General features: G+C 70.7%; 19 protein-coding genes and 1 pseudogene. 11 read left to right on the top strand and 9 right to left on the bottom strand.

Annotated features, from left to right (window positions below; all coding sequences use genetic code 11):
* Positions 1–14: 14 nt before the first annotated feature.
* The gene (locus CU044_RS36120; RefSeq protein ID WP_129773021.1) at positions 15–1,289 is read right to left on the bottom strand and encodes an extracellular solute-binding protein; all 1,275 of its coding nucleotides are present in this window, start codon (positions 1,287–1,289) and stop codon (positions 15–17) included.
* Positions 1,290–1,628: 339 nt separating this feature from the next.
* Between CU044_RS36120 and CU044_RS36115 the strand changes: the two genes are divergently transcribed.
* Together CU044_RS36115 and CU044_RS36110 are read left to right on the top strand one after the other, a co-directional pair.
* Positions 1,629–2,684: a LacI family DNA-binding transcriptional regulator gene (locus tag CU044_RS36115; protein WP_129773019.1), complete on the top strand. Its 1,056-nt coding sequence runs from the start codon at positions 1,629–1,631 to the stop codon at positions 2,682–2,684.
* Positions 2,685–2,782: 98 nt separating this feature from the next.
* Positions 2,783–3,700, top strand: coding sequence for a phosphatase PAP2 family protein (locus tag CU044_RS36110; RefSeq protein WP_129773017.1), 918 nt, complete (start codon positions 2,783–2,785; stop codon positions 3,698–3,700).
* Between the two features lie 33 nt (positions 3,701–3,733).
* On the opposite strand, the gene CU044_RS36105 is transcribed toward CU044_RS36110, so the two are convergent.
* Positions 3,734–6,748 carry a bifunctional [glutamine synthetase] adenylyltransferase/[glutamine synthetase]-adenylyl-L-tyrosine phosphorylase gene (locus tag CU044_RS36105; protein WP_129773015.1) on the bottom strand — a complete coding sequence of 1,005 codons (3,015 nt, stop codon included), beginning with the start codon at positions 6,746–6,748 and terminating at the stop codon, positions 3,734–3,736.
* A 146-nt stretch (positions 6,749–6,894) separates the two neighbouring features.
* On the opposite strand from CU044_RS36105, the gene CU044_RS36100 reads away from it, so the two are divergent.
* Positions 6,895–7,404, top strand: a complete 510-nt coding sequence (locus CU044_RS36100) for a pyridoxamine 5'-phosphate oxidase family protein (RefSeq protein WP_129773013.1) — start codon at positions 6,895–6,897, stop codon at positions 7,402–7,404.
* Between the two features lie 105 nt (positions 7,405–7,509).
* Here the strand turns inward: CU044_RS36100 and glnA are convergent, their stop codons facing one another.
* Both glnA and CU044_RS36090 read right to left on the bottom strand, forming a co-directional pair.
* Positions 7,510–8,871 (bottom strand): type I glutamate--ammonia ligase, encoded by a 1,362-nt coding sequence (gene glnA, locus CU044_RS36095; protein ID WP_129773011.1) that lies wholly within the window; start codon positions 8,869–8,871, stop codon positions 7,510–7,512.
* A gap of 241 nt (positions 8,872–9,112) precedes the next feature.
* The gene (locus tag CU044_RS36090; RefSeq protein ID WP_129773009.1) at positions 9,113–9,688 is read right to left on the bottom strand and encodes a MarR family transcriptional regulator; all 576 of its coding nucleotides are present in this window, start codon (positions 9,686–9,688) and stop codon (positions 9,113–9,115) included.
* Positions 9,689–9,800: 112 nt separating this feature from the next.
* On the opposite strand from CU044_RS36090, the gene CU044_RS36085 reads away from it, so the two are divergent.
* The 5 genes from CU044_RS36085 to CU044_RS36065 all read left to right on the top strand — a co-directional run bounded on the left by CU044_RS36085 (position 9,801) and on the right by CU044_RS36065 (position 14,314).
* A complete protein-coding gene (locus tag CU044_RS36085; protein ID WP_129773007.1) occupies positions 9,801–10,226 on the top strand; it encodes a hypothetical protein in 426 nt (141 codons plus the stop codon).
* Between the two features lie 130 nt (positions 10,227–10,356).
* Positions 10,357–11,004 carry a DUF3105 domain-containing protein gene (locus tag CU044_RS36080; protein ID WP_193564159.1) on the top strand — a complete coding sequence of 216 codons (648 nt, stop codon included), beginning with the start codon at positions 10,357–10,359 and terminating at the stop codon, positions 11,002–11,004.
* Positions 11,005–11,066: 62 nt separating this feature from the next.
* The gene (locus CU044_RS36075; protein ID WP_129773085.1) at positions 11,067–11,765 is read left to right on the top strand and encodes a DUF305 domain-containing protein; all 699 of its coding nucleotides are present in this window, start codon (positions 11,067–11,069) and stop codon (positions 11,763–11,765) included.
* Between the two features lie 245 nt (positions 11,766–12,010).
* Positions 12,011–12,430: a CBS domain-containing protein gene (locus CU044_RS36070; protein ID WP_129773005.1), complete on the top strand. Its 420-nt coding sequence runs from the start codon at positions 12,011–12,013 to the stop codon at positions 12,428–12,430.
* Positions 12,431–12,556: 126 nt separating this feature from the next.
* Positions 12,557–14,314 (top strand): NAD+ synthase, encoded by a 1,758-nt coding sequence (locus CU044_RS36065; RefSeq protein WP_193564158.1) that lies wholly within the window; start codon positions 12,557–12,559, stop codon positions 14,312–14,314.
* A gap of 137 nt (positions 14,315–14,451) precedes the next feature.
* Here the strand turns inward: CU044_RS36065 and CU044_RS36060 are convergent, their stop codons facing one another.
* The 4 genes from CU044_RS36060 to CU044_RS36045 form a co-directional block, all read right to left on the bottom strand.
* A complete protein-coding gene (locus CU044_RS36060; protein WP_129773002.1) occupies positions 14,452–15,678 on the bottom strand; it encodes an MFS transporter in 1,227 nt (408 codons plus the stop codon).
* 169 nt (positions 15,679–15,847) lie between these two features.
* On the bottom strand, positions 15,848–16,876 hold the full coding sequence (locus CU044_RS36055; RefSeq protein ID WP_129773001.1) for an endonuclease/exonuclease/phosphatase family protein: 1,029 nt from the start codon (positions 16,874–16,876) through the stop codon (positions 15,848–15,850).
* 247 nt (positions 16,877–17,123) lie between these two features.
* On the bottom strand, positions 17,124–17,732 hold the full coding sequence (locus tag CU044_RS36050) for a TetR/AcrR family transcriptional regulator (protein ID WP_129772999.1): 609 nt from the start codon (positions 17,730–17,732) through the stop codon (positions 17,124–17,126).
* A gap of 150 nt (positions 17,733–17,882) precedes the next feature.
* A complete protein-coding gene (locus tag CU044_RS36045; protein ID WP_129772997.1) occupies positions 17,883–19,505 on the bottom strand; it encodes an MFS transporter in 1,623 nt (540 codons plus the stop codon).
* 219 nt (positions 19,506–19,724) lie between these two features.
* Between CU044_RS36045 and panB the strand changes: the two genes are divergently transcribed.
* The 3 genes from panB to CU044_RS36030 all read left to right on the top strand — a co-directional run bounded on the left by panB (position 19,725) and on the right by CU044_RS36030 (position 22,792).
* The gene (panB, locus tag CU044_RS36040; RefSeq protein WP_129772996.1) at positions 19,725–20,606 is read left to right on the top strand and encodes a 3-methyl-2-oxobutanoate hydroxymethyltransferase; all 882 of its coding nucleotides are present in this window, start codon (positions 19,725–19,727) and stop codon (positions 20,604–20,606) included.
* A 303-nt stretch (positions 20,607–20,909) separates the two neighbouring features.
* The gene (locus CU044_RS36035; RefSeq protein ID WP_129772994.1) at positions 20,910–21,938 is read left to right on the top strand and encodes an ATP-binding cassette domain-containing protein; all 1,029 of its coding nucleotides are present in this window, start codon (positions 20,910–20,912) and stop codon (positions 21,936–21,938) included.
* The gene (locus tag CU044_RS36030; protein ID WP_129772992.1) at positions 21,935–22,792 is read left to right on the top strand and encodes an ABC transporter permease; all 858 of its coding nucleotides are present in this window, start codon (positions 21,935–21,937) and stop codon (positions 22,790–22,792) included. The genes CU044_RS36035 and CU044_RS36030 overlap by 4 nt, the downstream gene beginning before the upstream one ends.
* A 135-nt stretch (positions 22,793–22,927) precedes the next feature.
* On the opposite strand, the pseudogene CU044_RS39915 reads toward CU044_RS36030, so the two are convergent.
* Positions 22,928–24,886 (bottom strand): annotated as a pseudogene (locus tag CU044_RS39915) (AfsR family transcriptional regulator); the annotation flags it as partial.

Raw genomic sequence — 24,886 nt, 5'->3', positions numbered from 1 at the left:
CTTCCCGTTACCCGTTACTTCCAGCCCTTGAGCAGCTTGCGGTAGGCGTCGCCGGTGTCCTTGGCGCCCTTGGCGGGGGCGCTCTGGCCGGTGAGGACCTTGGTGTACTCGGTCACCAGCGGCGCGAAGAGGCTGCCGGTCTCCGGGATCCAGGGGCGCTCGACGGCCTTGTCCACGACGGGCTTGAAGAAGCCGACGATCTCGTTGTCCGCGACGCCCGGCCGCGCGTAGACGGACGTACGGGTCGGGAGCAGGCTCAGTTCCTCGGCGACCTTGGTCTGGCTCTCGGCGGAGGTCATGTACTCGGTGAACGCGTAGGAGGCGTCCAGGTTCTTGGAGCCCGCGTAGACGGCGAGGTTGTGGCCGCCCTGCGGCGAGCCCTGCGCGACGGAGCCGGCCGGTACGGGGGCGATGCCCAGGTTGGCCTTGTCCTTGAACTGCGCGCCGCCGTAGGTGTCGGCGACGGCCCAGGGACCGTTGATGATCATCGCGACATCGCCGTCCTTGAAGGCCGACTGCATGTTCTCCCAGCCGTCGGTGGCGTCGGTCTTGGCGGCGCCGGAGTCGACCAGGTCCTTGACGACGGTCATGGCCTTGACGCCGGCCGGGTTGTCGACGGTGACGGTCTTGTTCTCGGCGTCGACCATGTCGCCGCCCTCGCCGTAGAGGAAGGAGAGGAACCAGTAGGCGTCGTCGCCGCGCAGATAGAGGCCGGTCTTACCGGTCTTGTCCTTGATCGTCTTCGATACGGTCTTCAACTCGTCGACGGTCTTGGGGACTTCGACGCCGGCGTCCTTGAAGATCTTCTTGTTGTAGAAGATGCCCATGGAGTCGATGACCTGCGGCGCGGCATAGGTCTTGCCGTCGTACTGCGTGGAGGCGGCGGCCTGCGCGAGGAAGTCCTTCTCGTCCTTCAGCGCCGGGGTGCCGTCCAGCGGCGCGAGATAGCCGAGATCGGCGAACTCGGGGGTCCAGGCGACCTCGGAGCGGATCACGTCGGGCGCCCCGGAGCCGGACTGCGCGGCGTTCTTGAACTTGTTCTGGGCGTCGCCGAAGGGCACGTTGACATATTTGACGTCGACCTTGGGGTGCTTCTTCTCGAAGCCCTCGGCGAGCTGCTTGAAGACCTTGTCCTCGCTGCCCACGGTCGAGGTGTCCCACCAGGTGACCGTTCCCGAGAGCTCGCCGCCCGAGCTCTTGCCGCTGCCTGCGTCACTGTCGCTGCCGCAGGCGGTCGCCGCGAGGGCCAGGGTCGCGGCCAGGGCGGTGGCCGTTATGCCACGTCGCATCCGAACTCCTTCAACTGCCGTACCGCTCCGTCGCGGCGCCGGGTCGGTCGTGAACGTAACAGCCTTGCAAGATGGCCGAAAGACCTTGCGGAATATTTCTGCAAGGACGACCGATCGTTACCGGCATGTGTCCTGTCGATTGCCGGCCAACCTCTTGACGGGAACCCACATGTGCTGGCAGGGGTGGCCTCCGCAGGTCAGTGCCGGTCCCGGCCGGATCGCACGCCTCCCCTGGCAGCACGGCGGGAAGTCTTCGCAAGATCTTGCAAGGGCTTGCCGCGACCACCTGCCCCCGGGCACGGTGGGCAATCCGACATACGCCCGGTACAGTCCACTGACATGACCGCACGGCTTGCCGATATCGCAACTCAGGCGGGGGTCAGCGAAGCGACGGTCAGCCGTGTTCTGAACGGCAAACCCGGGGTTGCCGCGACCACCCGCGAGTCCGTACTCGCCGCGCTCGACGTCCTCGGTTACGAACGTCCCGTACGGCTGCGCAGGCGCAGCGCCGGGCTCGTCGGACTGATCACCCCCGAGCTGGAGAACCCGATCTTCCCGGCCCTGGCGCAGGTCATCGGCCAGGCGCTGACCCGGCAGGGCTACACACCGGTGCTGGCGACCCAGACCCCCGGCGGCTCCACCGAGGACGAGCTGACGGAGATGCTCGTCGAACGGGACGTCTCCGGCATCATCTTCGTCTCCGGGCTGCACGCCGACACCTCCGCCGACATGCGGCGCTACGAGAAGCTGCGCGCCCAGGGCGTGCCGTTCGTCCTCGTGGACGGTTTCTCGCCGAAGGTCCAGGCGCCCTTCATCTCGCCCGACGACCGGGCGGCCATGCGGCTCGCGGTCACCCATCTCGTCTCGCTCGGCCACCAGCGGATCGGGCTCGCCGTCGGCCCCCGGCGCTTCGTGCCGGTCCTCCGCAAGATCGAGGGCTTCCGCGCCACCGTCCAGGAGTTGCTGGGGCTCTCCTCCGAAGAGGCGGACGAACTGATCCAGCAGTCGCTGTTCACTCTGGAGGGCGGCCAGGCGGCGGCCTCCGCGCTGATCGAACGCGGCTGTACGGCGGTGGTGTGCGCGAGCGACATGATGGCCCTCGGCGCGATCAGGGCGGCGCGGCGGCTCGGTCTCGACGTACCCCGGGACCTGTCGGTGGTGGGTTTCGACGACTCGCCCCTCATAGCCTTCACGGATCCGCCGCTGACGACGATCCGCAAGCCGGTGCCCTCGATGGGCCAGGCGGCGGTCCGTACGCTCCTGGAGGAGATCGGCGGTACGCCCGCCCCGCACAGCGAATTCGTCTTCATGCCGGAGCTGGTGGTACGCGGTTCAACCGCCTCCGGTCCGGCCCCCGGACCTCAGGGAATATCAGGGCCGCGGAGTCGTGCTTGAGGCGTGCCGCGGAGTCGTCCTTGAGGTGTAGCGAATGCGGCCCGAACCCGTCCGGGGGATGATCGGTCGGGAACGGGAATCTGGCAGACTCTCTCGCTATGGGTGAATCGACCGTGAAGACACAGGAAGGCCTGCGCGGCCGTACGGCGAACCCGTCACCCATCCCTGAAGAGGAGGCGGTCGCGGGCGCGAGCGGCGAGGCGGCGGTGGCCACGGACACGGCCGAGGACCGCACCTGGCTCCAGCGCCTCAGAGCACCGCGTCGTCCGCGCATCTGGTTCGAAATCCTGCTGATCGCGGTGAGTTACTGGACGTACTCCCTGATCCGCAACGCGGTCCCGGAGCAGAAGGCCAAGGCCCTGCGGAACGCCGACTGGATCTGGGAGACGGAGAAGTCCCTGGGCATCGCGGTCGAGCAGACCATCAACCACGCGATGAATTCGGTGACGTGGCTGATCGTCGGCATGAACTACTACTACGCGACGCTGCACTTCATCGTCACGATCGGGGTGCTCGTCTGGCTCTTCCGGCGCCATCCGGGCCGCTACGCCGCCGCCCGGCTGGTGCTGTTCGCCACCACGGCGGTCGCGTTGCTCGGTTACTACCTGTATCCGCTGGCGCCGCCGCGGCTGATGAACGGGCAGGACTTCATCGACACCGTGCTGCGCCACGAGACCTGGGGCTCGATGGCCTCCGGCGACCTCAAGCACATGTCGAACCAGTACGCGGCGATGCCGTCGATGCATATCGGCTGGTCGCTGTGGTGCGGGCTGACCATCTTCGCGCTCGCCTCGGCGCCCTGGGCGAAGATCCTCGGGCTGCTCTATCCGACGCTCACACTGCTCGTGATCGTCGCCACCGCGAACCACTTCTGGCTGGACGCGGTGGGCGGCATGCTCTGCCTGGCGTTCGGCATCGCGGTCTCGTACGCCTGGTACGGCTCGCCGCCGTACCGGCTGCCCCGCCATGTCGGCGACGACCGGCCACGGCGACAGCGCCGCCCCCGTACCGCCTGAGGCGGCGGTACGGGCCCGGAAGAGCCCACGGGCTCAGCTGGCCGCCCCGTAGAACAGCTCCTCCACCACCGCGCGCGCCCTGCGCGTCGTACGGCGGTAGTCGTCCAGCATGTCGCCCACGTGCCCCGGTCCGTACCCCAGGTAGCGGCCCATCGCGCCCAGTTCCCGCCCGTCCGACGGGAACGTGTCGCCCGGCCTGCCCCTGACCAGCATCACGCCGTTTCGGACCCGGGTCGCCAGCACCCACGCCTCGTCCAGGATCCGCGCGTCCTCCGCCGGCAGCAGGTCCGCCGCGCAGGCCGCCGCCAGGGCCTCCCGGGTACGGGTGGTGCGCAGACCGGGCTCCACCCAGCCGTGCCGCATCTGGAGCAGCTGGACCGTCCATTCGACATCGGAGAGCCCTCCCCGGCCCAGCTTGGTGTGGAGCGTCGGATCGGCGCCGCGCGGCAGTCGTTCCGTCTCCATCCGCGCCTTGAGCTTGCGGATCTCCCGTACCGCGTCCTCGCCCAGGCCCTCCGCCGGATACCGCAGCGGATCGACGAGTTCGATGAACCGGCGGCCCAGATCGGCGTCGCCCGCCATCGGCTCCGCGCGCAGCAGCGCCTGGCTCTCCCAGACCAGCGCCCAGCGCCGGTAGTACGCGGCGTAGGAGGCGAGCGTACGGACCATCGGGCCGCTCTTGCCCTCCGGCCGCAGATCCGCGTCGATCAGCAGCGGCGGGTCGGAGGTGGGGACTTGGAGCAGCCGCCGCATCTCGGCGACCACCTCGTTCGCGGCGCGCGCCGCCTCGTGCTCGCTGACGCCCTCGCGCGGCTCATGGACGAAGAGCACATCCGCGTCGGAGCCGTAACTCAGCTCGTGGCCGCCGAACCGTCCCATGCCGATGACAGCGAAGCGGGTGGGCAGGGTGTCGCCCCACCGCTCGCGTACGACGGCGCGCAGGGCGCCCGCGAGGGTCGCCGCGTTCAGATCGGTGACCGCGTTGCCCACCCGGTCGACCAGCGCCCCCGGGTCCTCCTCCGCGGGACTTTCCTCCGTACCGTACGAGCCGATGATGTCCGCCGCGGTCGTACGGAACAGCTCGCGCCTGCGCATCCCACGGGCCGTCGCGACCGCGCCCTCCGCCGTCTCCGCGCGCCCGACCGCCGCCAGAACCTCCTGCTCCAGCGGTTCACGGCCGCGCGGGGCGAGCCCGTGGGGGTCGCCGAGGATGGCCACCGCCTCGGGCGCGCGGAGCAGCAGATCGGGCGCGAGCCGGCCGGCCGAGAGCACCCGCGCGAGATTCTCCGCCGCGGCCCCCTCGTCGCGCAGCAGCCGCAGATACCAGGGGGTCTTGCCGAGCGCGTCCGACACCTTGCGGAAGCCGAGCAGCCCGGCGTCGGGGTCGGCGGAGTCCGCGAACCAGCCGAGCAGCACCGGCAGCAGCGTCCGCTGGATCGCCGCCTTGCGGCTCACCCCGGACGACAGCGCCTCCAGATGCCGCAGCGCGGCGGCCGGATCGGCGTAACCGAGCGCTTCGAGCCGCTGCCGGGCCGCCCGCGGACTGAGCCGGATCTCGCCGGGCGCGAGCTGGGCGACCGCGTCGAGCAGCGGCCGGTAGAACAGCTTCTCGTGCAGCCGCCGCACGACCGAGGCGTGCCGCCTCCAGGTCCGGTTCAGCTCGGCGACGGGATCGCCGCGCAGTCCGAGCGAGCGGCCGAGACGGCGCAGATCCGCCTCGTCCTCGGGCACCAGATGCGTACGGCGCAGCCGGTAGAGCTGGATGCGGTGCTCCATGGCGCGCAGGAAGCGGTACGCCTCGTCCAGCTGCGCCGCGTCCGCCCGGCCCACATAGCCGCCCGCCGCCAGCGCGGCCAGCGCTTCGAGGGTCGAGCCGCTGTGCAGCGAGGAGTCGCTGCGGCCGTGGACCAGTTGGAGGAGCTGTACGGCGAACTCGACGTCCCGCAGCCCGCCGGGACCGAGCTTCAGCTCCCGCTCCACCTGGCCCGGCGGGATGTTGTCGACAACCCGGCGGCGCATCTTCTGCACGTCGGAGACGAAGTGCTCGCGCTCGGCCGCCTGCCACACCAGCGGGGAGACCGCCTCGATGTACTGGGCGCCGAGCATCGGGTCGCCCGCCACGGGGCGGGCCTTCAGCAGCGCCTGGAACTCCCAGGTCTTGGCCCAGCGCTGGTAGTACGCGAGATGGCTGCTCAGCGTCCGTACGAGCGGCCCGTTGCGGCCTTCGGGGCGCAGATTCGCGTCGACCGGCCAGATGGAGCCCTCGACGGTCGACTCGGAGCAGATCCGCATCAGATGGGACGCCAGCCGGGTCGCCGCCTGGATGGCCTTGCCCTCGTCGATGCCCTCGGCGGCGCCGCCCACCCCGTCGGCCGGCTCGCCGACGAAGATCACGTCCACGTCCGAGACGTAGTTCAGCTCATGGCCGCCGCACTTGCCCATCGCGATCACCGCGAGCCGGCACAGCGCGGCGTCCTCGGGCGCCGCCGCCTTGGCGATCGCGAGGGCGGCGCGCAGGGTCGCGGTCGCCAGGTCGGCCAGTTCGGCGGCGGTCTGGGCGAAGTCCGCCGTCCCGCAGACATCCCTGGCGGCTATGGCCAGCAGACAGCGGCGGTAGGCGACCCGCAGCGAGACCGGATCGGTCGCCTCGGCGAGTCCGCGCTCGAACTCCTCGACGCCGGGGTGCAGATCGGCCAGTTCGTAGGTGACCAGCACGTGCCAGTCCCCGGGGTGCCTGACCAGATGGTCCCCGAGCGCCTCCGACGAGCCGAGCACCCCGAGCAGCCGGTCCCGCAGCGGCTTCGCCGTCACCACGGTGTCCAGCAGCACCCGCAGTTCCCCGGGCCGCTGCGCCTCCGCCAGCCTGACGAGCCCGCGCAGCGCGAGATCGGGGTCCGCGGTGGCGCCGAGCGCGTCGAGGAGCATCGGATCGGACCGTACGAGTGACATCGCGGGGGCGTCGAGCAGCCGCTCGGCGGCGGAGGGATCGGTGAAGCCGTGCCGCAGCAGGCGGGTGAAAGTACTGCTCCTGCGTCCCGGCAGCGCCATGTTCGCCGTCTCCTGTCCACGACCCCGTCCGACCAAAGCTCAGGAAACGAGCCTAGACCCAGGTCCCGGTGGAAGACCGATGAGTCCCGCTCGCGCCGCCGGTCCCTCTGTACAGCTGTCGTACGACACCACGAGAGGACCGCACCATGGCGCTCACACAACCCCGCACGGAGCTGGACACCCGTTACGGCGAGCCGGAGGCCGCCGCCATCGCCTGGACGGAGGCCGAGGGCCTGCTCGCCGGGGCCGAGCTGTTCTGGCTGTCGACCGTACGGCCCGACGGCCGCCCGCATGTCACCCCGCTGCCGGCCGTCTGGGCGGACGGCGCGCTGCACTTCTGCACCGGCGCGGCCGAGCGGAAGGCCATGAACCTCGCCCGGAACCCGGAGGTCGTGCTCACGACCGGTGTGAACGCCCTCCACGGCGGCTGTGACCTGGTGGTCGAGGGCACGGCGGTCCGGGTGACCGACGCGTCCCGGCTGACCGTGCTCGCCACGCTGTGGGAGGCGAAATACGGTGCGGAGTGGCACTTCGACGTACAGGACGGCGGGTTCACGGGCGGCGAGGGCAATGTGGCCCTGGTCTTCGAGGTCGCGCCCCGCACGGCCTTCGGCTTCGGGAAGGCCCCCTACAGCCAGACGCGCTGGCGGTTCTGACCGCCGCCCGGCCCGGGGACTGGTCCGGGGACCGGTCCGGGCCGGCGGTACGACAACCCCGCCGGCCCGGACCGGATCACGCCTGAGGCGCTACCGCACCACGTACTACAGCACCGGCAGGTTCTTCTTCAGCTCGAAGGCCGTCACCTCGGAGCGGTACTCCTCCCACTCCTGCTTCTTGTTGCGCAGGAAGAAGTCGAAGACATGCTCGCCGAGCGTCTCCGCGACCAGTTCGCTGCGCTCCATCAGGGAGATCGCCTCGCCCAGGTTCTGCGGCAGCGGCTCGATGCCCATCGCGCGGCGCTCCGCGTCCGAGAGGGCCCATACGTCGTCGTCGGCGCCCGCCGGGAGTTCGTAGCCCTCCTCGATGCCCTTGAGGCCCGCGGCGAGCAGCACCGCGTACGTCAGATAGGGGTTGGCTCCCGAGTCGATGGAGCGGACCTCGACCCGTGCCGATCCGGTCTTGCCCGGCTTGTACATCGGGACGCGGATCAGCGCGGAGCGGTTGTTGTGGCCCCAGCAGATGTACGAGGGCGCCTCGCCGCCCGAGCCCGCGGTGCGGCTGGAGCCGCCCCAGATGCGCTTGTACGAGTTGACCCACTGGTTGGTGACGGCCGAGATCTCCGCCGCGTGCTTCAGCAGCCCGGCGATGAAGGACCGGCCGACCTTGGAGAGCTGGTACTCGGCGCCCGACTCGTAGAAGGCGTTCCGGTCCCCCTCGAAGAGGGAGAGATGGGTGTGCATGCCCGAGCCCGGGTATTCGGAGAACGGCTTCGGCATGAAGGTCGCCTGCACGCCCTGCTCCAGCGCGACCTGCTTCATGACCAGGCGGAACGTCATGATGTTGTCGGCGGTGGAGAGCGCGTCCGCGTACCGCAGATCGATCTCCTGCTGGCCGGGGGCGCCCTCGTGGTGGCTGAACTCCACCGAGATGCCCATGGATTCGAGCATCGTGATCGCCTGGCGCCGGAAGTCCATGCCGACGTTCTGCGGGGTGTGGTCGAAGTAGCCGGAGCTGTCGGCGGGCGTGGGGCGCGTGCCGTCGACCGGCTTGTCCTTCAGCAGGAAGAACTCGATCTCGGGGTGGGTGTAGAAGGTGAAGCCCAGATCCGAGGTCCTGGCGAGGATCCGCTTGAGCACATAGCGCGGATCCGCGAAGGACGGCGAGCCGTCGGGCATCAGGATGTCGCAGAACATCCGGGCCGTGCCGGGAGCCTCCGCGCGCCAGGGCAGTATCTGGAACGTGCCCGGGTCGGGCTTGGCGATCATGTCGGATTCGTACACGCGGGCGAAGCCCTCGATCGCCGATCCGTCGAAGCCCATGCCCTCGTCGAAAGCCTGCTCCAGCTCGGCGGGCGCGACGGCGACCGACTTCAGGAAGCCGAGCACGTCGGTGAACCACAGGCGTACGAAGCGGATGTCGCGCTCTTCGAGCGTTCGGAGCACGAATTCCTGCTGCTTGTCCATATTAGCCGTCCTACCCATCCTTGCTGGTCAGGCCACCTGCTCCCATGCCGCGGGGCACGCCGGGGCACCCGAGCATCCCACCACACGATTTCCGGCGCGTTGCGAACCCCCGTCCAACACATCGCGTCGTGCGTGTGTACGGGCTTGCCGCCCATAGTGCCTGCTCGTCCGATGCCCATGAAACAGGCGGCCGCAATCCATTGTGCGGGAGATCGGTGCGGAAGATCGACTTTGGCGCCTGTCAGCCACCGCTGTGCCGGGCGGGGGTGTCCGACCAGCCCAGGGGGTACGGCTCCGTGTCCTCGCCCGGGACCGCCGCCTCCCCGCCCGCCGCGGTGAACGCGGCGAGTGCGCCGACCAGGGCCTTACGCTGCTCGGGGGTCAGCCGCTCGACGATCGCCGAGATCTCCCGGTGGCGTACGGCGGTGACCCGGTCGACGAGCGCGCGGCCCTCGGGGGTCAGCCGCAGCATCGTCTCGCGGCGGTTGCACGGATTGCTCTGCCGGGTCGCCAGGCCCGCGACGATCAGCCGGTCGAGCATCCGCATGGCCGTCGACGGGTTCACCCCGAGCCGTTCGGCGATATCGACCAGTTTGGCGTCGCCGTGGGCGGCGAGGACCGCGAGCAGCCGGTACTGCGGCAGGGTGACCGGTTCCGCGACGGCCGCCAGGGACCGCGCCGACACCTTCACCAGGAGCCGGGAGGCGGTCAGCACGGCGTGCGTCACCGCGTCCACATCGGCCCCGCCCCCGGGGTCGCGCGCCGGCGGCTCCGGGTGGGGGCGGGGTTGTCGATGCGGCTGCGGGTCCTCGGCCATGCCTCTTTGTACCCCGGCGGTGCCCGGTTCGTACCGTCTGGGGTCCCGGAGGAGAACCGGAACCGGCTCCTCACTGCTGCCGGCGGGGGTGTACGCACTACGATCTGCGCCCATGGGGGGATCGCGGGCGGGCCACATACGCGTCACGCGTCCCACGGCGCTGCTGAGTGCCGTGGCGACGCTGCTCGCCGCGCTCTTCATCTGTCTGGGTCCCGAGCCGGACGGGACCGGGGTCCACCACCCGGACGGTCCGGCGGCGGTGCCGGGCGGCACCGCGTACGGCCCGGCCACCGGGACCACGGTCCGCGACCGGGCCGAGGCCGAGGCCCGTTACACCTGCCCGTACGACAAGGGTGACTGCGGGCTCTTCCCGCGTCAGAGCCCGGCCGTGCTCACCGTCCCGCCGCCGGCCACCCCGCTCGCCGGCGATGTCCAGCCCTCGCACCTCGAACCGCCGTACCCCACCGGCCGGGTGCCCCGCTCCGGAGCGCTCGCCCGCGCCCCGGACCTCCACGTCCTTCAAGTACTGCGGACGTAGGGCCTGTCGTCCGGATCTCGCCGGTCCGGCCCCCGCACCGGGTTCCGAATGTCCCGAACCACGTTCCGTGCTCACGCAGTCGTCCACGTTCCGTTCCGCAGTCATCAGTCATCGCAGAAGGACACACATCATGGCTTCCAAGTCCCAGTCCGCCGAGCGCAAGGCCCGAATAGAGGAGATGCGCCGCGCCGAGCGGGCCCGCGAGCGGCGCAGCCGCATCATCACGATCACGGCGAGCGCCGTCGTGGTGGTCTCCCTCATCGCCGGCGGCGCCTACCTCCTCAACAAGGAGTCGGACAAGAAGGAGCAGGAACAGGCTGCGGCCAAGGCGCCCGTGAAGGACGAGAAGTCCTGGGACGCCAAGAAGCTCGGCCGCAACCATGTCGCCGAGGCGGTCACGTACCCGATGACCCCGCCCGTGGGCGGTGACCACAACCAGATCTGGGTGAACTGCGACGGGGACGTCTACAAGGAGCCGGTCCCGGACGTGAACGCGGTGCACTCGCTGGAGCACGGCGCGGTCTGGGTCACGTACAACGACAAGGCCGCCGAAGCCGATGTGAAGGCGCTGAGCGAGAAGGTGGAGAACACCCCTTACACGCTGATGAGCCCGGTGAAGAACCAGGCGGGCGCCCTCATGCTGAGCGCGTGGGGCAAGCAGGTCACGGTGGACAGCGCCACGGACCCGCGCGTGGACCAGTTCTTCACGAAGTACGTGCAGGGCACGCAGACCCCTGAGCCGGGCGCCGCCTGCACGGGCGGAATGGGCGCGCAGTGACGGCGGAGAGCGCGCCCGACCCGTCGGTCACGGCCGACGACACGGCCCGTCCGGCGCGCAAGGTGACACGCACGCAGTGGGCGGCGATCACCGCCGTCGTCCTGGCGCTGGTCTTCGCCGGTACGGCGGCGGTGGCCTCGGCCGGGCGCGACGGCGACTCCGCCGCGCCCCGTACCCCGGCCACCGGCTCGGCGGACGCGGGCTTCGCCCGGGACATGGCGGTCCACCACCAGCAGGCGGTGGAGATGTCGTTCATCGTGCGGGACAGCACGGACGACGAGGAGGTGCGCCGGCTGGCGTACGACATCGCCAACACCCAGGCGAACCAGCGCGGGATGCTGCTGGGCTGGCTGGACATGTGGGGGCTGCCGAAGGTCGAGTCGGGCCGTGAGCCGATGGCCTGGATGTCCATGGACAAGGCCATGGACCACGGTGACGGCGGCATGGACATGGGCGCGATGGATCACGGTGCCTCGGGCCATCAGGCGCGCGACGGCTCGCTGATGCCGGGCATGGCCACGAAGACGGAGCTGGACCGGCTCCGCGAGGCCCGTGGCAAGGCCGCCGAGATCCTCTATCTCCAGCTGATGACCGACCACCACGAGGGCGGGGTCGCGATGGCCCAGGGCTGCGTACAGCTGTGCGCGCCCGGTACGGAGAAGGACCTCGCCGAGGGGATGGTCGCGGCGCAGCAGTCCGAGATGAAGCTGATGGCGGACCTGCTCGCGGCACGCGGCGCGAAGCCGCGCACCGGCGGCTGACGCGCGGGGCCGCCGGCTCCCCGGGACCCGGCGGCCCCGGCTCAGTCGCGGACCGCGCGGCGTCAAGCGCGCGGCGTCAGCGGTCTCCCGTGGCCGTGGCGGTCTCTCGCGGGTTCCGACGGCTTCTCGCGGGTCGCGGCGGTCGCTGCGGTTTCCGCGGTCGCGTTCTGCGGTCGCGCCACTCGAACGGGTGCACGATGATGGTTCTGGCTCGGGGTGGACGGCACTCAGGAGGGACGGAACCCATGACTACCGCCAAAGACATCATGCACCCCGGGGCCCAGTGGATCCCGGCCCACGAGACACTGGACCGCGCCGCCCAGCTGATGCGTGAGCTGGATGTGGGCGCGCTCCCCATCGCCGACGCCGAGGACCGGCTGACCGGCATTCTCACGGACCGCGACATCGTCGTCGGATGTGTGGCGATGGGCCATGACCCGGCGCGGACGACGGCCGGTGAGATGGCGCACGGCACCCCGCGCTGGATCGACGCGGACGCGGACGTGGACGAGGTGCTGTACGAGATGCAGAGCAACCAGATACGCCGGCTGCCGGTGATCGAGGACAAGCGTCTCGTCGGGATGATCAGCGAGGCCGACCTGGCCCAGCACCTCACCGACGGACAGCTCGCCTCCTGGATGGAGCAGGTCTACGCGCACGGCTGAGCCCCGGCTCGCGCGCCTCCCCCACCGACTGGGCCTCCCCCGCCGAGTGGGCTGACCTCGCCGAGTGGGCTGCCCCACACACGCACCCCAGGACATCGCGTCAGTCAGACGATTACACTGGGTCCCGTGCCTCAACTACGCCTCGCTCTGAATCAGATCGACTCGACCGTCGGCGATCTCGCCGCGAACGCCGAGGCGATCGTGCACTGGACCCGGCACGCCGCCGCACAGGGAGCGCACGTCATCGCGTTCCCCGAGATGGCGCTGACCGGCTACCCCGTCGAGGATCTCGCCCTGCGGTCGTCCTTCGTCGAGGCGTCCCGGGCCGCCGTGCGCGCGCTCGCGGTACGGCTCGACGAGGAGGGCTTCGGCGAGCTGCCCGTCGTCGTCGGCTATCTGGACCGCTCCGAGTCGGCCCAGCCGCGCTTCGGCCAGCCCGCGGGCGCCCCGCGCAACGCCGCCGCCGTACTGCACCGCGGCGCCGTCGTCCTCAACTTCGCCAAGCACCATCTGCCCAACTACGGCGTCTTCGACGAGTTCCGGTATTTCGTGCCGGGCGACACCATGCCCGTCATCCGGGTCCATGGCGTCGATATCGCGCTCGCGATCTGCGAGGACCTCTGGCAGGACGGCGGCCGGGTCCCGGCGGCCCGGTCCGCCGAGGCGGGGCTGCTGCTCTCGGTCAACGCCTCGCCGTACGAGCGCGAGAAGGACGACAGCCGTCTCGACCTGGTGCGCAAGCGCGCCCAGGAGGCCGGCTGCACCACCGCGTATCTGGCGATGATCGGCGGCCAGGACGAGCTGGTCTTCGACGGTGACTCGATCGTCGTGGACAAGAACGGCGAAGTCGTGGCGCGCGCACCGCAGTTCGCCGAGGGCTGCGTGGTCCTGGACCTCGATCTGCCGGCCGCCTCGCCGGACGCACCCACCGGGGTCGTGGACGACGGGCTGCGGATCGACCGGGTCATCCTCTCCGAGGACCCGCTGCCGGCCTACGAGCCCGAGCTGACCGGCGGCTACGCCGAGCGCCTGGACGACGACGAGGAGGTGTACTCGGCGCTGGTGGTGGGCCTGCGCGCGTACGCCGCCAAGAACGGCTTCCGGTCCGTACTGATCGGGCTCTCCGGCGGTATCGACTCCGCGCTCGTCGCCGCCATCGCCTGTGACGCGGTCGGCGCGCGGAACGTGTACGGCGTCTCCATGCCGTCGAAGTACTCGTCCGGCCACTCCAGGGACGACGCGGCCGACCTGGCCCGCCGTACCGGGCTCAACTTCCGTACGCAGCCCATCGAGCCGATGTTCGACGCGTACATGGCCGAGCTGGGGCTGACCGGGCTCGCGGAGGAGAACCTCCAGTCGCGGCTGCGCGGCACGATGCTGATGGCCCTCTCCAACCAGGAGGGGCACATCGTTCTCGCACCGGGCAACAAGTCCGAGCTGGCCGTGGGCTATTCGACGCTCTACGGCGACTCCGTCGGCGCGTACGGCCCGATCAAGGACGTCTACAAGACCTCCGTCTTCCGGCTCGCCCGCTGGCGCAACCGCGCCGCCGAGGAGCGCGGCCAGACCCCGCCGATCCCGGAGACCTCGATCTCCAAGCCGCCGAGCGCCGAGCTGCGCCCCGGCCAGGTCGACACGGACTCACTGCCCGACTACGACGTACTGGACCGGATCCTGGAGCTGTACGTCGACCGCGACCAGGGCGTGGACGCGATCATCGCGGCCGGCTTCGACGCGGAACTGGTCGCCAGGACGCTGCGGATGGTGGACACGGCGGAGTACAAGCGGCGCCAGTACCCGCCGGGCACCAAGATCTCGGCGAAGGGCTTCGGCAAGGACCGGCGGCTGCCGATCACGAACCGCTGGCGCGAGCACAGGCCGTAGCGGACACGGGCGCGCGGGAGCGGCGGGAGCAGCGGGAGCCAGGTCGTATCGGACGCGGGGCCCGTAGGAACCCGGGGCGCGCCGGACGCGATGCCCGTAGGAATCCGGGGCGCGCCGGACGCGGGCGCCGCGGGGGCTCAGCCCACACGTTCCGTCGTCGCCCCGGTCCTCGTCGTGGCCGAGGCGACGACCCGCGACGCCTCCGGCACCCGGCCGCTCCTGTCGCCCCGGTCCAGCAGTCCGGCCGTCACCGCGATCGCCAGGCCGACGACCGCGAGCACCGCGCCGACCAGGGTCGGGGACAGCCAGCCCCAGCCCGCCGCGATCGCCACGCCGCCGAGCCAGGCGCCCCCAGCGTTGGCCAGGTTGAAGGCCGAGTGGTTCGAGGCGGAGGCGATCGTGGGGGCGTGCCTGGCCTTCTGCATGACGAGCATCTGGAGCGGGGTGGTGGTCAGGAACCCGACCGCGCCCAGCACCACGACCGTCACCAGCGCCGCCCACTGGATGTGCGCCGTGAAGCGGAAGGCGAGCAGGACGACGGCGAGCGTGCCGAGCGAGACGTACAGGGTGGGCCGCAGCGCCCGGTCGGTCAGCGGCCCGGCCGCCAGCGCGCCCAGCGTCATGCCGATGCCGAAGAGCGCGAGGACCAGCGTGACGGAGGACTCGCCGAATCCCATCACCTCGGTCGTGATCGAGGCCAGGTACGAGTAGACGGCGAAGACACCGGCGAAGCCGAAGACGGCGGTCGCGAGGCCGAGCAGCACCTGGCGGTCGCCGAGGGCGCGTATCTCCCGGCCCACGCTCTGGTGCGCCTCGACCGGCATGTGCGGGACGAGCCGGGCGAGCGCCGCGAGCGCGATCAGGCCGATCACGGTCACCACCAGGAAGGTGGCGCGCCAGCCGAGGTTCTGGCCGAGCAGGGTGGCCGCGGGGACGCCGACGATATTGGCGACGGTCAGGCCCAGGAACATGGTCGCGACGGCCCGCGCCTGCCGGCCCTCGCGCACCAGCCGGGCGGCGACGACCGCGCCGACGCCGAAGAACGCGCCGTGCGGCAGCCCGGCGAGGAAGCGGCCCGTCAGCAGCCAGCCGAAGCCGGGGGCGAGCGCGGAGCCGAGGTTGCCGAGGACGAAGAGCCCCATGAGCAGGAGCAGCATCCGCTTGCGCGGGATACGGGAGCCGAGGGCGGTGAGCAGTGGGGCGCCGACGACGACACCGATCGCGTAGGCCGAGACCAGATATCCGGCGGTCGGCACGGACGTACCCAGGTCATCCGCGACATTGGGCAGCAGGCCCATCATCACGAACTCTGTCGTCCCGATGCCGAAAGCGCTGACGGCCAGGGCGAACAGGGCGAGGGGCATCAAGAGACCTTCCGTGGTGAGCTTCAGGGGTGCAGGGCTTAAGTACCCCCACGGAACAAAGTCTCTCAGGGTTTCTATTCCGGCGGATGAACTCCGGATTGCGCCCAGCGCTCCGTCCGGCAAGGCTCCGTCCGGCAAGGCTCCGGCCGACGCGGCCTCGCGCTCGGGCTCAGCGCAGTCTCACCCGCGCCGCGATCGGCAGATGGTCGCTGTCCGTCTCGGGAAGGGTCCAGGACGAGGTCGGCTCGACGCCCTTCACCATGATCTGGTCGATCCGCGCCATCGGGAACGACGCCGGCCAGCTGAAGCCGTACCCGTGCCCGGCCGCGCCCTGGGTCGAGCGCATCTGGGCGGTCACGGCGTTGAGCGACCGGTCGTTCATCGTGCCGTTCAGATCGCCGAGCAGGATCACCCGGCTCAGCGACTCGTGGGCGATGGCCTCGCCCAGCGCGTCGGCGCTCTTGTCGCGCTGGTTGGCGGTGAAGCCCGCGTTCAGCTTGACGCGTACGGAGGGGAGATGCGCCACATAGACGGCGACCCGGCCCTCGGGGGTGTTGACGGTGGCGCGCATGGCCCGGACCCAGCCCAGCCTGATGTCGACGGGCTCGGCCCCGGTCATCGGGTGCTTGCTCCACAGCCCGACCGTGCCCTGTACCGAGTGGTACTTGTACGTCCCGGCCAGCGCCTTGACATAGGTCTCCACGGCGCTGGCCTTCAGCTCCTCCAGCGCCACGACATCGGCTCCGGACTCCACCAGCTTGCGCGCGGTGCCCTCCGGATCGGGGTTGTCCGCGTTGACGTTGTGGGTGGCGACCATGAGGTCACCGCCGCCGCCCGACTTGTCGGTGAGGAGCCCGCCGAAGAGATTGACCCACACCACGGCGGGCAGCAGCACGGCGATCAGCGCGGTGGCGGAGCGCCGTACCAGCGCCAGCAGGAGGATCAGCGGAACGAACACCCCGAACCAGGGCAGGAAGGTCTCGATGAGACTGCCCAGGTTGCCGATCTTGTTGGGCATCTGCGCATGGAAGATCATCAGCAGCGCGACCACCACGGCGAGCAGCGCGAGCACGATCCCCCGCCGCCAGATTCCCGGGTCGTCCCGCCATCGGTTCAGCAGAGTTCTGACGCGGGAGCCGGTGCGAGGGTCCTCCTCCCCGCCGTCCGTCACCGAATGCGCCGTGTACTCCTGCGTCATATGCGCTGCCCTCACTGCCTTGCTGTGCACGCCCGCCCCCGACCCTAGGCGATGTACGGGCACTTTCTCCGCCGTCCGTGGACAGCCGTTCTGGCACGGAGACGAAGAGTACGCGTCCGGAAGTTCCGATCAAGGGCGAAAGCAGGGCGGGTGTGACAGATCCCGCACGGCCGGGCCGGGCCTTTTCCGGCGCGCGGCGGCGTCATCTCCCGACGGTCTCCCGAAGGTTTCCCGACGCGCACCGGCGTTATTCGGGCGGGCGCAGCCCCTGGAGCACGGCGCTGATGATCTGGTCGGGGAGGTCCTCCTCCAGGGGTGCGCCGGGCCGGTGCAGGGTGCGCATGAGCATCGGGCCGATCAGCAGTTCGTGCATCAGCTCCACGCTCAGGTCGTCCCGTAGCTCACCGGAGGCGACCCCGCGCCGGATCAGGCCCGTCGTCATCTCGCGCCGGGGGCCGATGACCGTCCTGTGGTACTCCGCCCAGAGTTGGGGCTGGCTCTTCATCTCGACGACGACGTTGTGCAGCATGGCCGAGGACCGCTGGGCGAGCCCGCGCCGGCGCATCGCCTCCAGCACGACCCTGAGATCGTCGAGCGCCGATGTGCCGGGCAGTTCGGGTTCCGGTGGCTCGATCTCCCGCAGGACGTCGAGGAAGAGCTCCTCCTTGCCGTGCCAGCGCCGGTAGATGGTCGCCTTGCCGACGCCCGCGGTACGGGCGATACGTTCGACGGAGAGCGTGCCGAGCGGCACACCGTCCTCCAGCAGGGTCACGACGGCCTCCAGGATCGCCCGCTCGACCGCCTCACTGCGTGGCCTGCCGCGCCGGTGTTCCTTCTCGTGGCCCTGCTCCCGCACCTGTCTCCGCCTCTCGCCGCCCTCGGCCGCCGCGTACGCCGCGCCGCGCTTCCGCCGCGCCAATTCTCGTACACGGCGTCTCACCTCACGGCGTCTCACCCCATGGCGTACACGACGTACACGACAGACACGGCGTGCACCGCGCCGCCGTCAGCCGCGGGCGGCGGTCACGGGTTCGGGCGCCTCCTCGCTCCCCGCGAGCTTCCGCGGCTCCGGCCTGCCCGGCAGGAAGAGCGCGACCACCACGGCGCCGATCAGCGCGACGGCCGCCGAGCCGAGGGCGGTGACATGCATGGCGTCGAGGAACGCGTCGTAGGCCGAGCTGATCAGCGGCCGGCCCGCAGGACCCATCTTCTCCGCGACGCCGAGGGTGGCCTCGATCGACTCCCCCGCCGCGTCCCGCGCGGCGGCCGGGACCGCGCCGAGGTGTCCCTCGATCCCGCCCCGGTAGGTCGCGGAGAGCACCGAGCCCAGTACGGCGATCCCGAGGGCGCCGCCGACCTGGCGGAAGGTGTTGTTGATGGCCGAGCCGGAGCCGGCCTTCTCCCGGGGCAGCGCCTGCATGACCGCGACGGTCACCGGCGGCATGATGTGCGCCATTCCGGTGCCCTGGACGAAGAAGACGAGGCACAGCACCCAGACCGGAGTGTCCGTGCCGAAGAGGGCGAACGCGGCGAGTCCCGCCGCGACGAGCAGCATGCCGACCGTGCAGACCGCGCGGGCGCCGAACCGGTCCACCACCAGCCGGGCCCGCGGCGCGAAGATCATCTGCGCCGCGGCGAGCGGCAGGATCAGCAGCCCGGACTGGAGCGCGCTGTAGCCGCGCACGCTCTGGAGGTAGAAGGCCGAGAAGAAGGTCACGCCCATCAGCGCGAAGAAGACCAGCGCGATGGCGGCGACGGCGGCGGCGAAGGCCGGCTTCCTGAAGTACGAGATGTCGATGGACGGGTGGCTGCTGCGCTTCTCGTGCCAGACGAACAGGGCGAGTACGGCAACGCCGCCGAGAAGCGGGGCCAGCACGCTCGCGCCGGTGAAGTCGGCCAACTCGCCGCCGCGGATGATGCCGTACACCAGCAGGACGAGTCCGACGATGGAGAGGACGACGCCCAGCGGGTCGACCCGGCCGGGCCTGGGGTCCTTGGAGTCCGGGACCAGCAGCACCATCGCGACCAGCGCGACGACGGCCACCGGGACGTTGACCAGGAAGATGGAGCCCCACCAGAAGTGTTCGAGCAGCAGACCGCCGGTGATCGGGCCGATCGCGATGCCGAGGCCCACGCTGCCCGCCCAGATGCCGATGGCCTTGGGCTGCTCCTCGCGCTCGAAGACATTCATCAGGACGGCGAGGGTGGCGGGCATCACGAAGGCGGCGCCGAAGCCCATCAGGGCGCGGTAGCCGATGAGTTCGGCGGGCGATCCGGACAGGGCGGCGAGCGCCGAGCCGAGGCCGAAGACGGCGATGCCGAAGAGGAGCACCTTCTTGCGGCCGATGCGGTCACCGAGCAGCCCGGAGGTGAAGAGCAGCCCTGCGAAGACGAGCGTGTAGGAGTTGATCGCCCACTCCAGCTCGCTCTGGGTGGCGCCGATACCGGTGGGCTCGGGGGCGGCGATCGTCTTGACCGCCACGTTCAGGATCGAGTTGTCCAGCACGACGATGAGCAGGCTGAACATCAGAACGCCGAGGATGGCCCAGCGGCGGCGGTGGACCGCCTCCGGAACACGGGACTCGGGTATGCGGGGTGCGGCGGCGGCGCCGCCGGACGGTGTGGACATGACGCACACCCTAGACCACTTCCGATACGAGACCGTCTCGTATTGGAAAGTCTTTACGCATGGCCCACGGGACACATGGCCACGGACGCATGGCCCCACGAGGCGCCGCACGCCCCCACTTCCCGGCCCCTCTTCCCGTGACCGGTACCGGGATGCCACCATGGAACCGGTCCGGGGACACCGTCAGGGTGCCTCGAGATGACGAAAGGGCCTTTGGCCATGACTGTTCAGACCGAGGCTGCGCGGACGTCACCCGCGGGACGCCCCGAAGCCGACCCCAAGGCGCTGTACGGCGGCACGAGTTCCCGGCGCATCACCGTCCATGCCATCACCGCCGCCAAGGAGCGCGGCGAGAAGTGGCCCATGCTCACCGCCTATGACGCGATGACGGCCTCCGTGTTCGACGAGGCGGGCATCCCCGTCATGCTCGTCGGCGACTCGATGGGGAACTGCCATCTGGGGTACGAGACGACCGTGCCCGTCACGCTGGACGAGATGACGATGCTCGCCGCGGCCGTCGTACGGGGCACGAAGCGCGCCCTGATCGTCGGCGACCTGCCGTTCGGCTCGTACCAGGAAGGGCCGGTCCAGGCCCTGCGCAGCGCCACACGGCTGGTGAAGGACGCGGGGGTGGGCGCGGTCAAGCTGGAGGGCGGCGAGCGCTCGCACACCCAGATCGAGCTGCTGGTACAGGCCGGCATCCCGGTGATGGGACACATCGGACTCACCCCGCAGTCCGTCAACACCCTCGGCTACCGGGTGCAGGGCCGCGGCGAGGAGGCCGCGCAGCAGCTGCTCCGCGACGCCAAGGCGGTACAGGACGCGGGGGCGTTCGCGGTCGTGCTCGAACTGGTCCCCGCCGAGCTGGCCGCCGAGGTGACCCGCATCCTGCACATCCCGACCATCGGGATCGGCGCCGGGCCCGAGACGGACGCGCAGGTACTCGTCCACACCGACATGGTCGGGCTCACCGGAGGGAAGGTGCCGCGCTTCACGAAGCAGTACGCGAATCTCCGGCAGACGCTCGGGGACGCGGCGAGGGAGTTTGCGGAAGAGGTCATCGGAGGAACGTTCCCTCAGGAGGAGCACACGTTCCACTAGGTCCTGTCCCGTCTCCGCTCGTCTCCGCTCGGCTCGGCTCCGCTCGTCTCCGCGAGGCGGGGCCGCGGTGGGGCCGCGTGGGGACGAGAGGCGGGGACGAGTCCCGGGAGGCAAGGCCCGGGAGGCGGGTCCCACCGCCCCAGAAGCCACTGCCCGCACGGACGACAGCCCGCCGATCTTCCCCCGTCGGCGGGCTGTCGGCTGTCCGCGCGGCGCGGCACGAAGGCGGCCCGACAGCCTCCCGACGACGGCTTGTCGGCGGCTTGTCGGTGGATTGTCGGTGGCGGCTGCTCCACTGGTGTCATGACTCGAATCGACAAGAACCCCAACGGCAGCCGCACGGGCAACGCCGTCGAGGTACGGGGGCTGGTCAAGCACTACGGCGGACCACAGGGCACCCGCGCTCTCGACGGAGTGGACCTCGATGTGCGCGAGGGCACCGTCCTCGGTGTGCTCGGGCCCAACGGCGCCGGCAAGACAACGCTCGTCCGTATTCTCTCCACGCTCGTCCAGCCGGACGCCGGGACCGCGAGGGTCGCCGGGTACGACGTACTGCGCCAGCCGCGCCAGCTGCGCCGCACCATCGGTCTCACCGGCCAGTACGCCTCGGTCGACGAGAAGCTCTCCGGCTGGGAGAACCTCTACATGATCGGCCGGCTGCTCGATCTGTCCCGCAAGGACGCCCGCCGCCGCGCCGACGAGCTGCTGGAGCGCTTCTCCCTCACCGAGGCGGCGAAGCGGGCCGCGATGCAGTACTCCGGCGGTATGCGGCGCCGGCTCGACCTGGCGGCCTCGATGATCGGCCGGCCGTCCGTGCTCTATCTGGACGAGCCGACCACCGGGCTCGACCCCCGTACCCGCAACGAGGTCTGGGACGAGGTGCAGCGGATGGTCGCGGAGGGGTCCACCGTCCTGCTCACCACCCAGTACATGGAAGAGGCCGAGCAGCTGGCCAGCGAGCTGACGGTCATCGACCGCGGCCGGGTCATCGCCAACGGCAAGGTGGACGAACTGAAGGCGAAGGTCGGCGGCCGTACGCTCCAGATCCGGCCCGCGGACCCGGCGCAGCTCCCCGCGATGGCACGGGCGATCGCCGAGACCGGGCTCGACGGCCTGGCCGGCACGCAGGCCGTCCCGGACGAGGGCCTGCTGTACGTACCGATCCTGAGCGATGAGCAACTGACCGCGGTCGTCGGCCTGCTGGGCGAACGCGGCTTCGGTATCGCCCATATCGGCACCCATCTCCCGAGCCTGGACGAAGTGTTCCTGGCCATCACCGGCCAGAAGACGGCCTCCGTGTCCGACACCACACCCGAGGAGGTCGCGGCATGAGCACGACCACACTGCCCACGTCCGCGCCCGAGAAGGCACCCGTGCCGTCGTCCGCCGCCGTCCCCGACGAGGGCCGGATCGGACTGCGCGCCAATCTGCGGCACATCGGCGCGCTGGTGCGCCGCAACGCCCTCCAGATCAAGCAGGACCCCGAGTCGATGTTCGACGTCCTGCTGATGCCGATCATCTTCACGCTGCTGTTCGTGTATGTCTTCGGCGGCTCCGTGGGCGCGAGCCTCGGCGGCAGCCGCGAGGAGTATGTGAACTATGTGATCCCCGGCCTGATGGCGATGATGGGCATGAACATCGCGATGGCCGTCGGCACGGGCGTGAACGACGACTTCCGCAAGGGGGTCATGGACCGGTTCCGTACGATGCCGATCGCCCGGTCCTCGGTGCTGATCGCCAAGATCGTCGTCGAGATCGGCCGGATGCTGGTCGCCACCGCGATCCTGCTCGGCATGGGCTTCCTGCTCGGCATGGAGATCAGGACGTCGGTGCTCGAACTGTTCGGAGCGGTCGGTCTGTCCCTGGTGTTCGGCGCCTCGCTGATGTGGATCTTCATATTGCTGGGGCTCACGATGAAGACGGCGCAGGCCGTCCAGGGCGTGGCGATGCTCGTTCTGATGCCCTTGCAGTTCGGCTCGTCGATCTTCGCCCCGCCGTCCACGATGCCCGGCTGGCTCCAGGCGTTCACCGACTACAACCCGCTGTCCAATCTCGCGGACGCGGCGCGGAGCCTGATCAACGGCGGTCCTGTCGCGGACTCGGCGTGGATGACGCTGGGGTGGGCGGCGGCGATCACGCTGGTGACGGCGCCGCTCGCGGTGGCCAAGTTCCGGAAGAAGTCCTGACGTCAGGGCCCCGACGGGTCCGGGACCGGACAGATCCCGGACGACGGGTCCCGGACGACGGGTCCCCGACGACGGGTCCGGGACCGGACAGATCCCGGACGACGGGCCCCCGACGACGAGTCCCGGACGACGGGTTCAGCATCCGGCGAGGGTGGTGGCCTCCTCCAGAGTGAGGCCGCCGCCCTCGGCGCGTGCCTCCTCGAACGCGGCCTCACCGAGCACACCCATCACCGTCTCGCGCGCGCCCTTCCTGATGGACCGCTCCGAGAACGCGGGGTGGTGCCCGACGGGCGACAGCGCCTCGTACGCGCCGATCAGCCGTGCCGCGTCCCGGCCGCGCTCCCGGTCGCCCGCTTCGGCGGCCAGACCGCCCAGCGCCCAGGCGACCGTCACCAGATGGACCGCGGCCATCTCGGGGGCGACCATCAGCGAAAGCGGGGTGAGTGCCGCCTCCACGGCCGCGCGGGCCGCCTCCAGCGCCGTGGCGTAGCGGCCGTCCGCGCAGTCCAGCCAGGCGAAGACCCCCTGGACGAACCCCTCGAAGGTGGCCAGCGTCTCGGAGCGGAACACGTCGAGCAGGTGGTTGAGTTCTTCCCGCGCCTCGTCCCCGCGTCCGGTACGGCCCAGCCAGAGCGCGAGAAAGAGCCGGGCCGCGGGCTGCGCCTCGTGCCAGGTGTCGCGCCCCTCGGCCAGCACCTCGCGGAGGATGCGCTCGCCCTCCTCGCCCTGGCCGGTCTCGAACATGGTCGCCGCCAGCCGGGAACGCAACAGCGCGGCCTGGCTCTGCGCGCCGAGCCTTTCGGCGTGGCCGATGGCGGCCCGGTAGTCGTCGGCGGCGAGGCGGTATTCCCCTGCCCTCTCCCTGGCCTCGCCCCGCGCGGACAGCGCCTCGGCGATGCCCCAGGCGTCGCCGAGCCGCTGGAAGATCTCCAGGCTGCGGTCGGTGTCCCGGGTCGCGTCCCCGGCCCGGTCACCGCGGTTCGAGAAGATATTGGCCCGTATGTGCAGCGCGCTGGCCAGCTCCCAGTCGTATCCCAGCCTCTCGCATGCCCGTACGGTCTCGTCCACGACCCGTCTCAGCCCCTGCGGATCGCCGCTGAGCATGTACGCGAAGACCCACAGCGAGCCGGGGAACCGGCAGGTCTGCGGAAGCCCCGGCCGGTAGGCGTCGGCGACCTTGCGCAGCCACGCGAGCCGTTCGGGCGTGGCCCAGTTCTCCGCGTCGTGATTCATGCTGACGATCCCGATCAGCCGCACCTGGCGCCTGGCCTCCTTGAGCAGTTCGGGGGCCATGGGCGGTGGTGCGTCCGTGCACCGCTCCGGGAGGGCGGGGGCCGGCTCCACGGGCGGGGCGAACGGGTCGGGTCCGAGAGCCGAGGCGGCCTCCGCCCAGTGACGGGCGTCGGCGCGCAGATCGAGCATCTGCCAGAGCCAGCCGAGGGAGAGGACGAGACAGAGCGCCTCCTGTTCGTCGCGGGCGGCGACGGCGCGGCGCAGCGCGGTGCGCAGATTCTCGTACTCCAGCTGGAAGAGGGCGATCGCGGCGTGCTGGCCGGGGCCGCGCAGTACGGGGTCGGTGGTACGGGCCAGCTCCCGGTAGCACACGAGGTGGCGGCGCTCGGCGGCGTCCCGGTCACCTGCCTGGTCGAGCCGCTCCGCGGTGTACTCGGCGACCGTTTCCAGCAGCCGGTAGCGCATGTCGCCGTCGGGCCCGGGGGCGGCGACGACGAGGGACTTGTCGATGAGGGAGCCGAGGAGCCGGGCGACGTCCTGGGACGCGACGACGTGTGTGACCTCTGCGGCGACCGGGGCTTCAGGGGTGGCCTGGGCATCCGGGGTGTCCGGGGCTTCAGGGGTGGCCGTACCGGCCGAGTCGTTCGGGTTGTCCGAGTCATTCGGGTTGTCCGCGCAGACCGCCTCGGCGGCCGTCAGTCCACAGCCGCCCGCGAAGACCGACAGCCGGCGCAGTACCGCGCGTTCGGACGCGTCGAGCAGCTCCCAGGACCAGTCGACGACCGCGCGCAGCGTCTGCTGGCGCGGCAGAACGGTCCGGCTCCCGCTGGTCAGCAGCCGGAAACGGTCATCGAGCCGATC

This window comes from Streptomyces sp. L-9-10 (assembly GCF_004151105.1).
Classification (GTDB): Bacteria; Actinomycetota; Actinomycetes; order Streptomycetales; family Streptomycetaceae; genus Streptomyces.
Note: the sequence above shows the minus strand (reverse complement) of the source record. Positions and strands in the feature narration are given on the sequence as shown.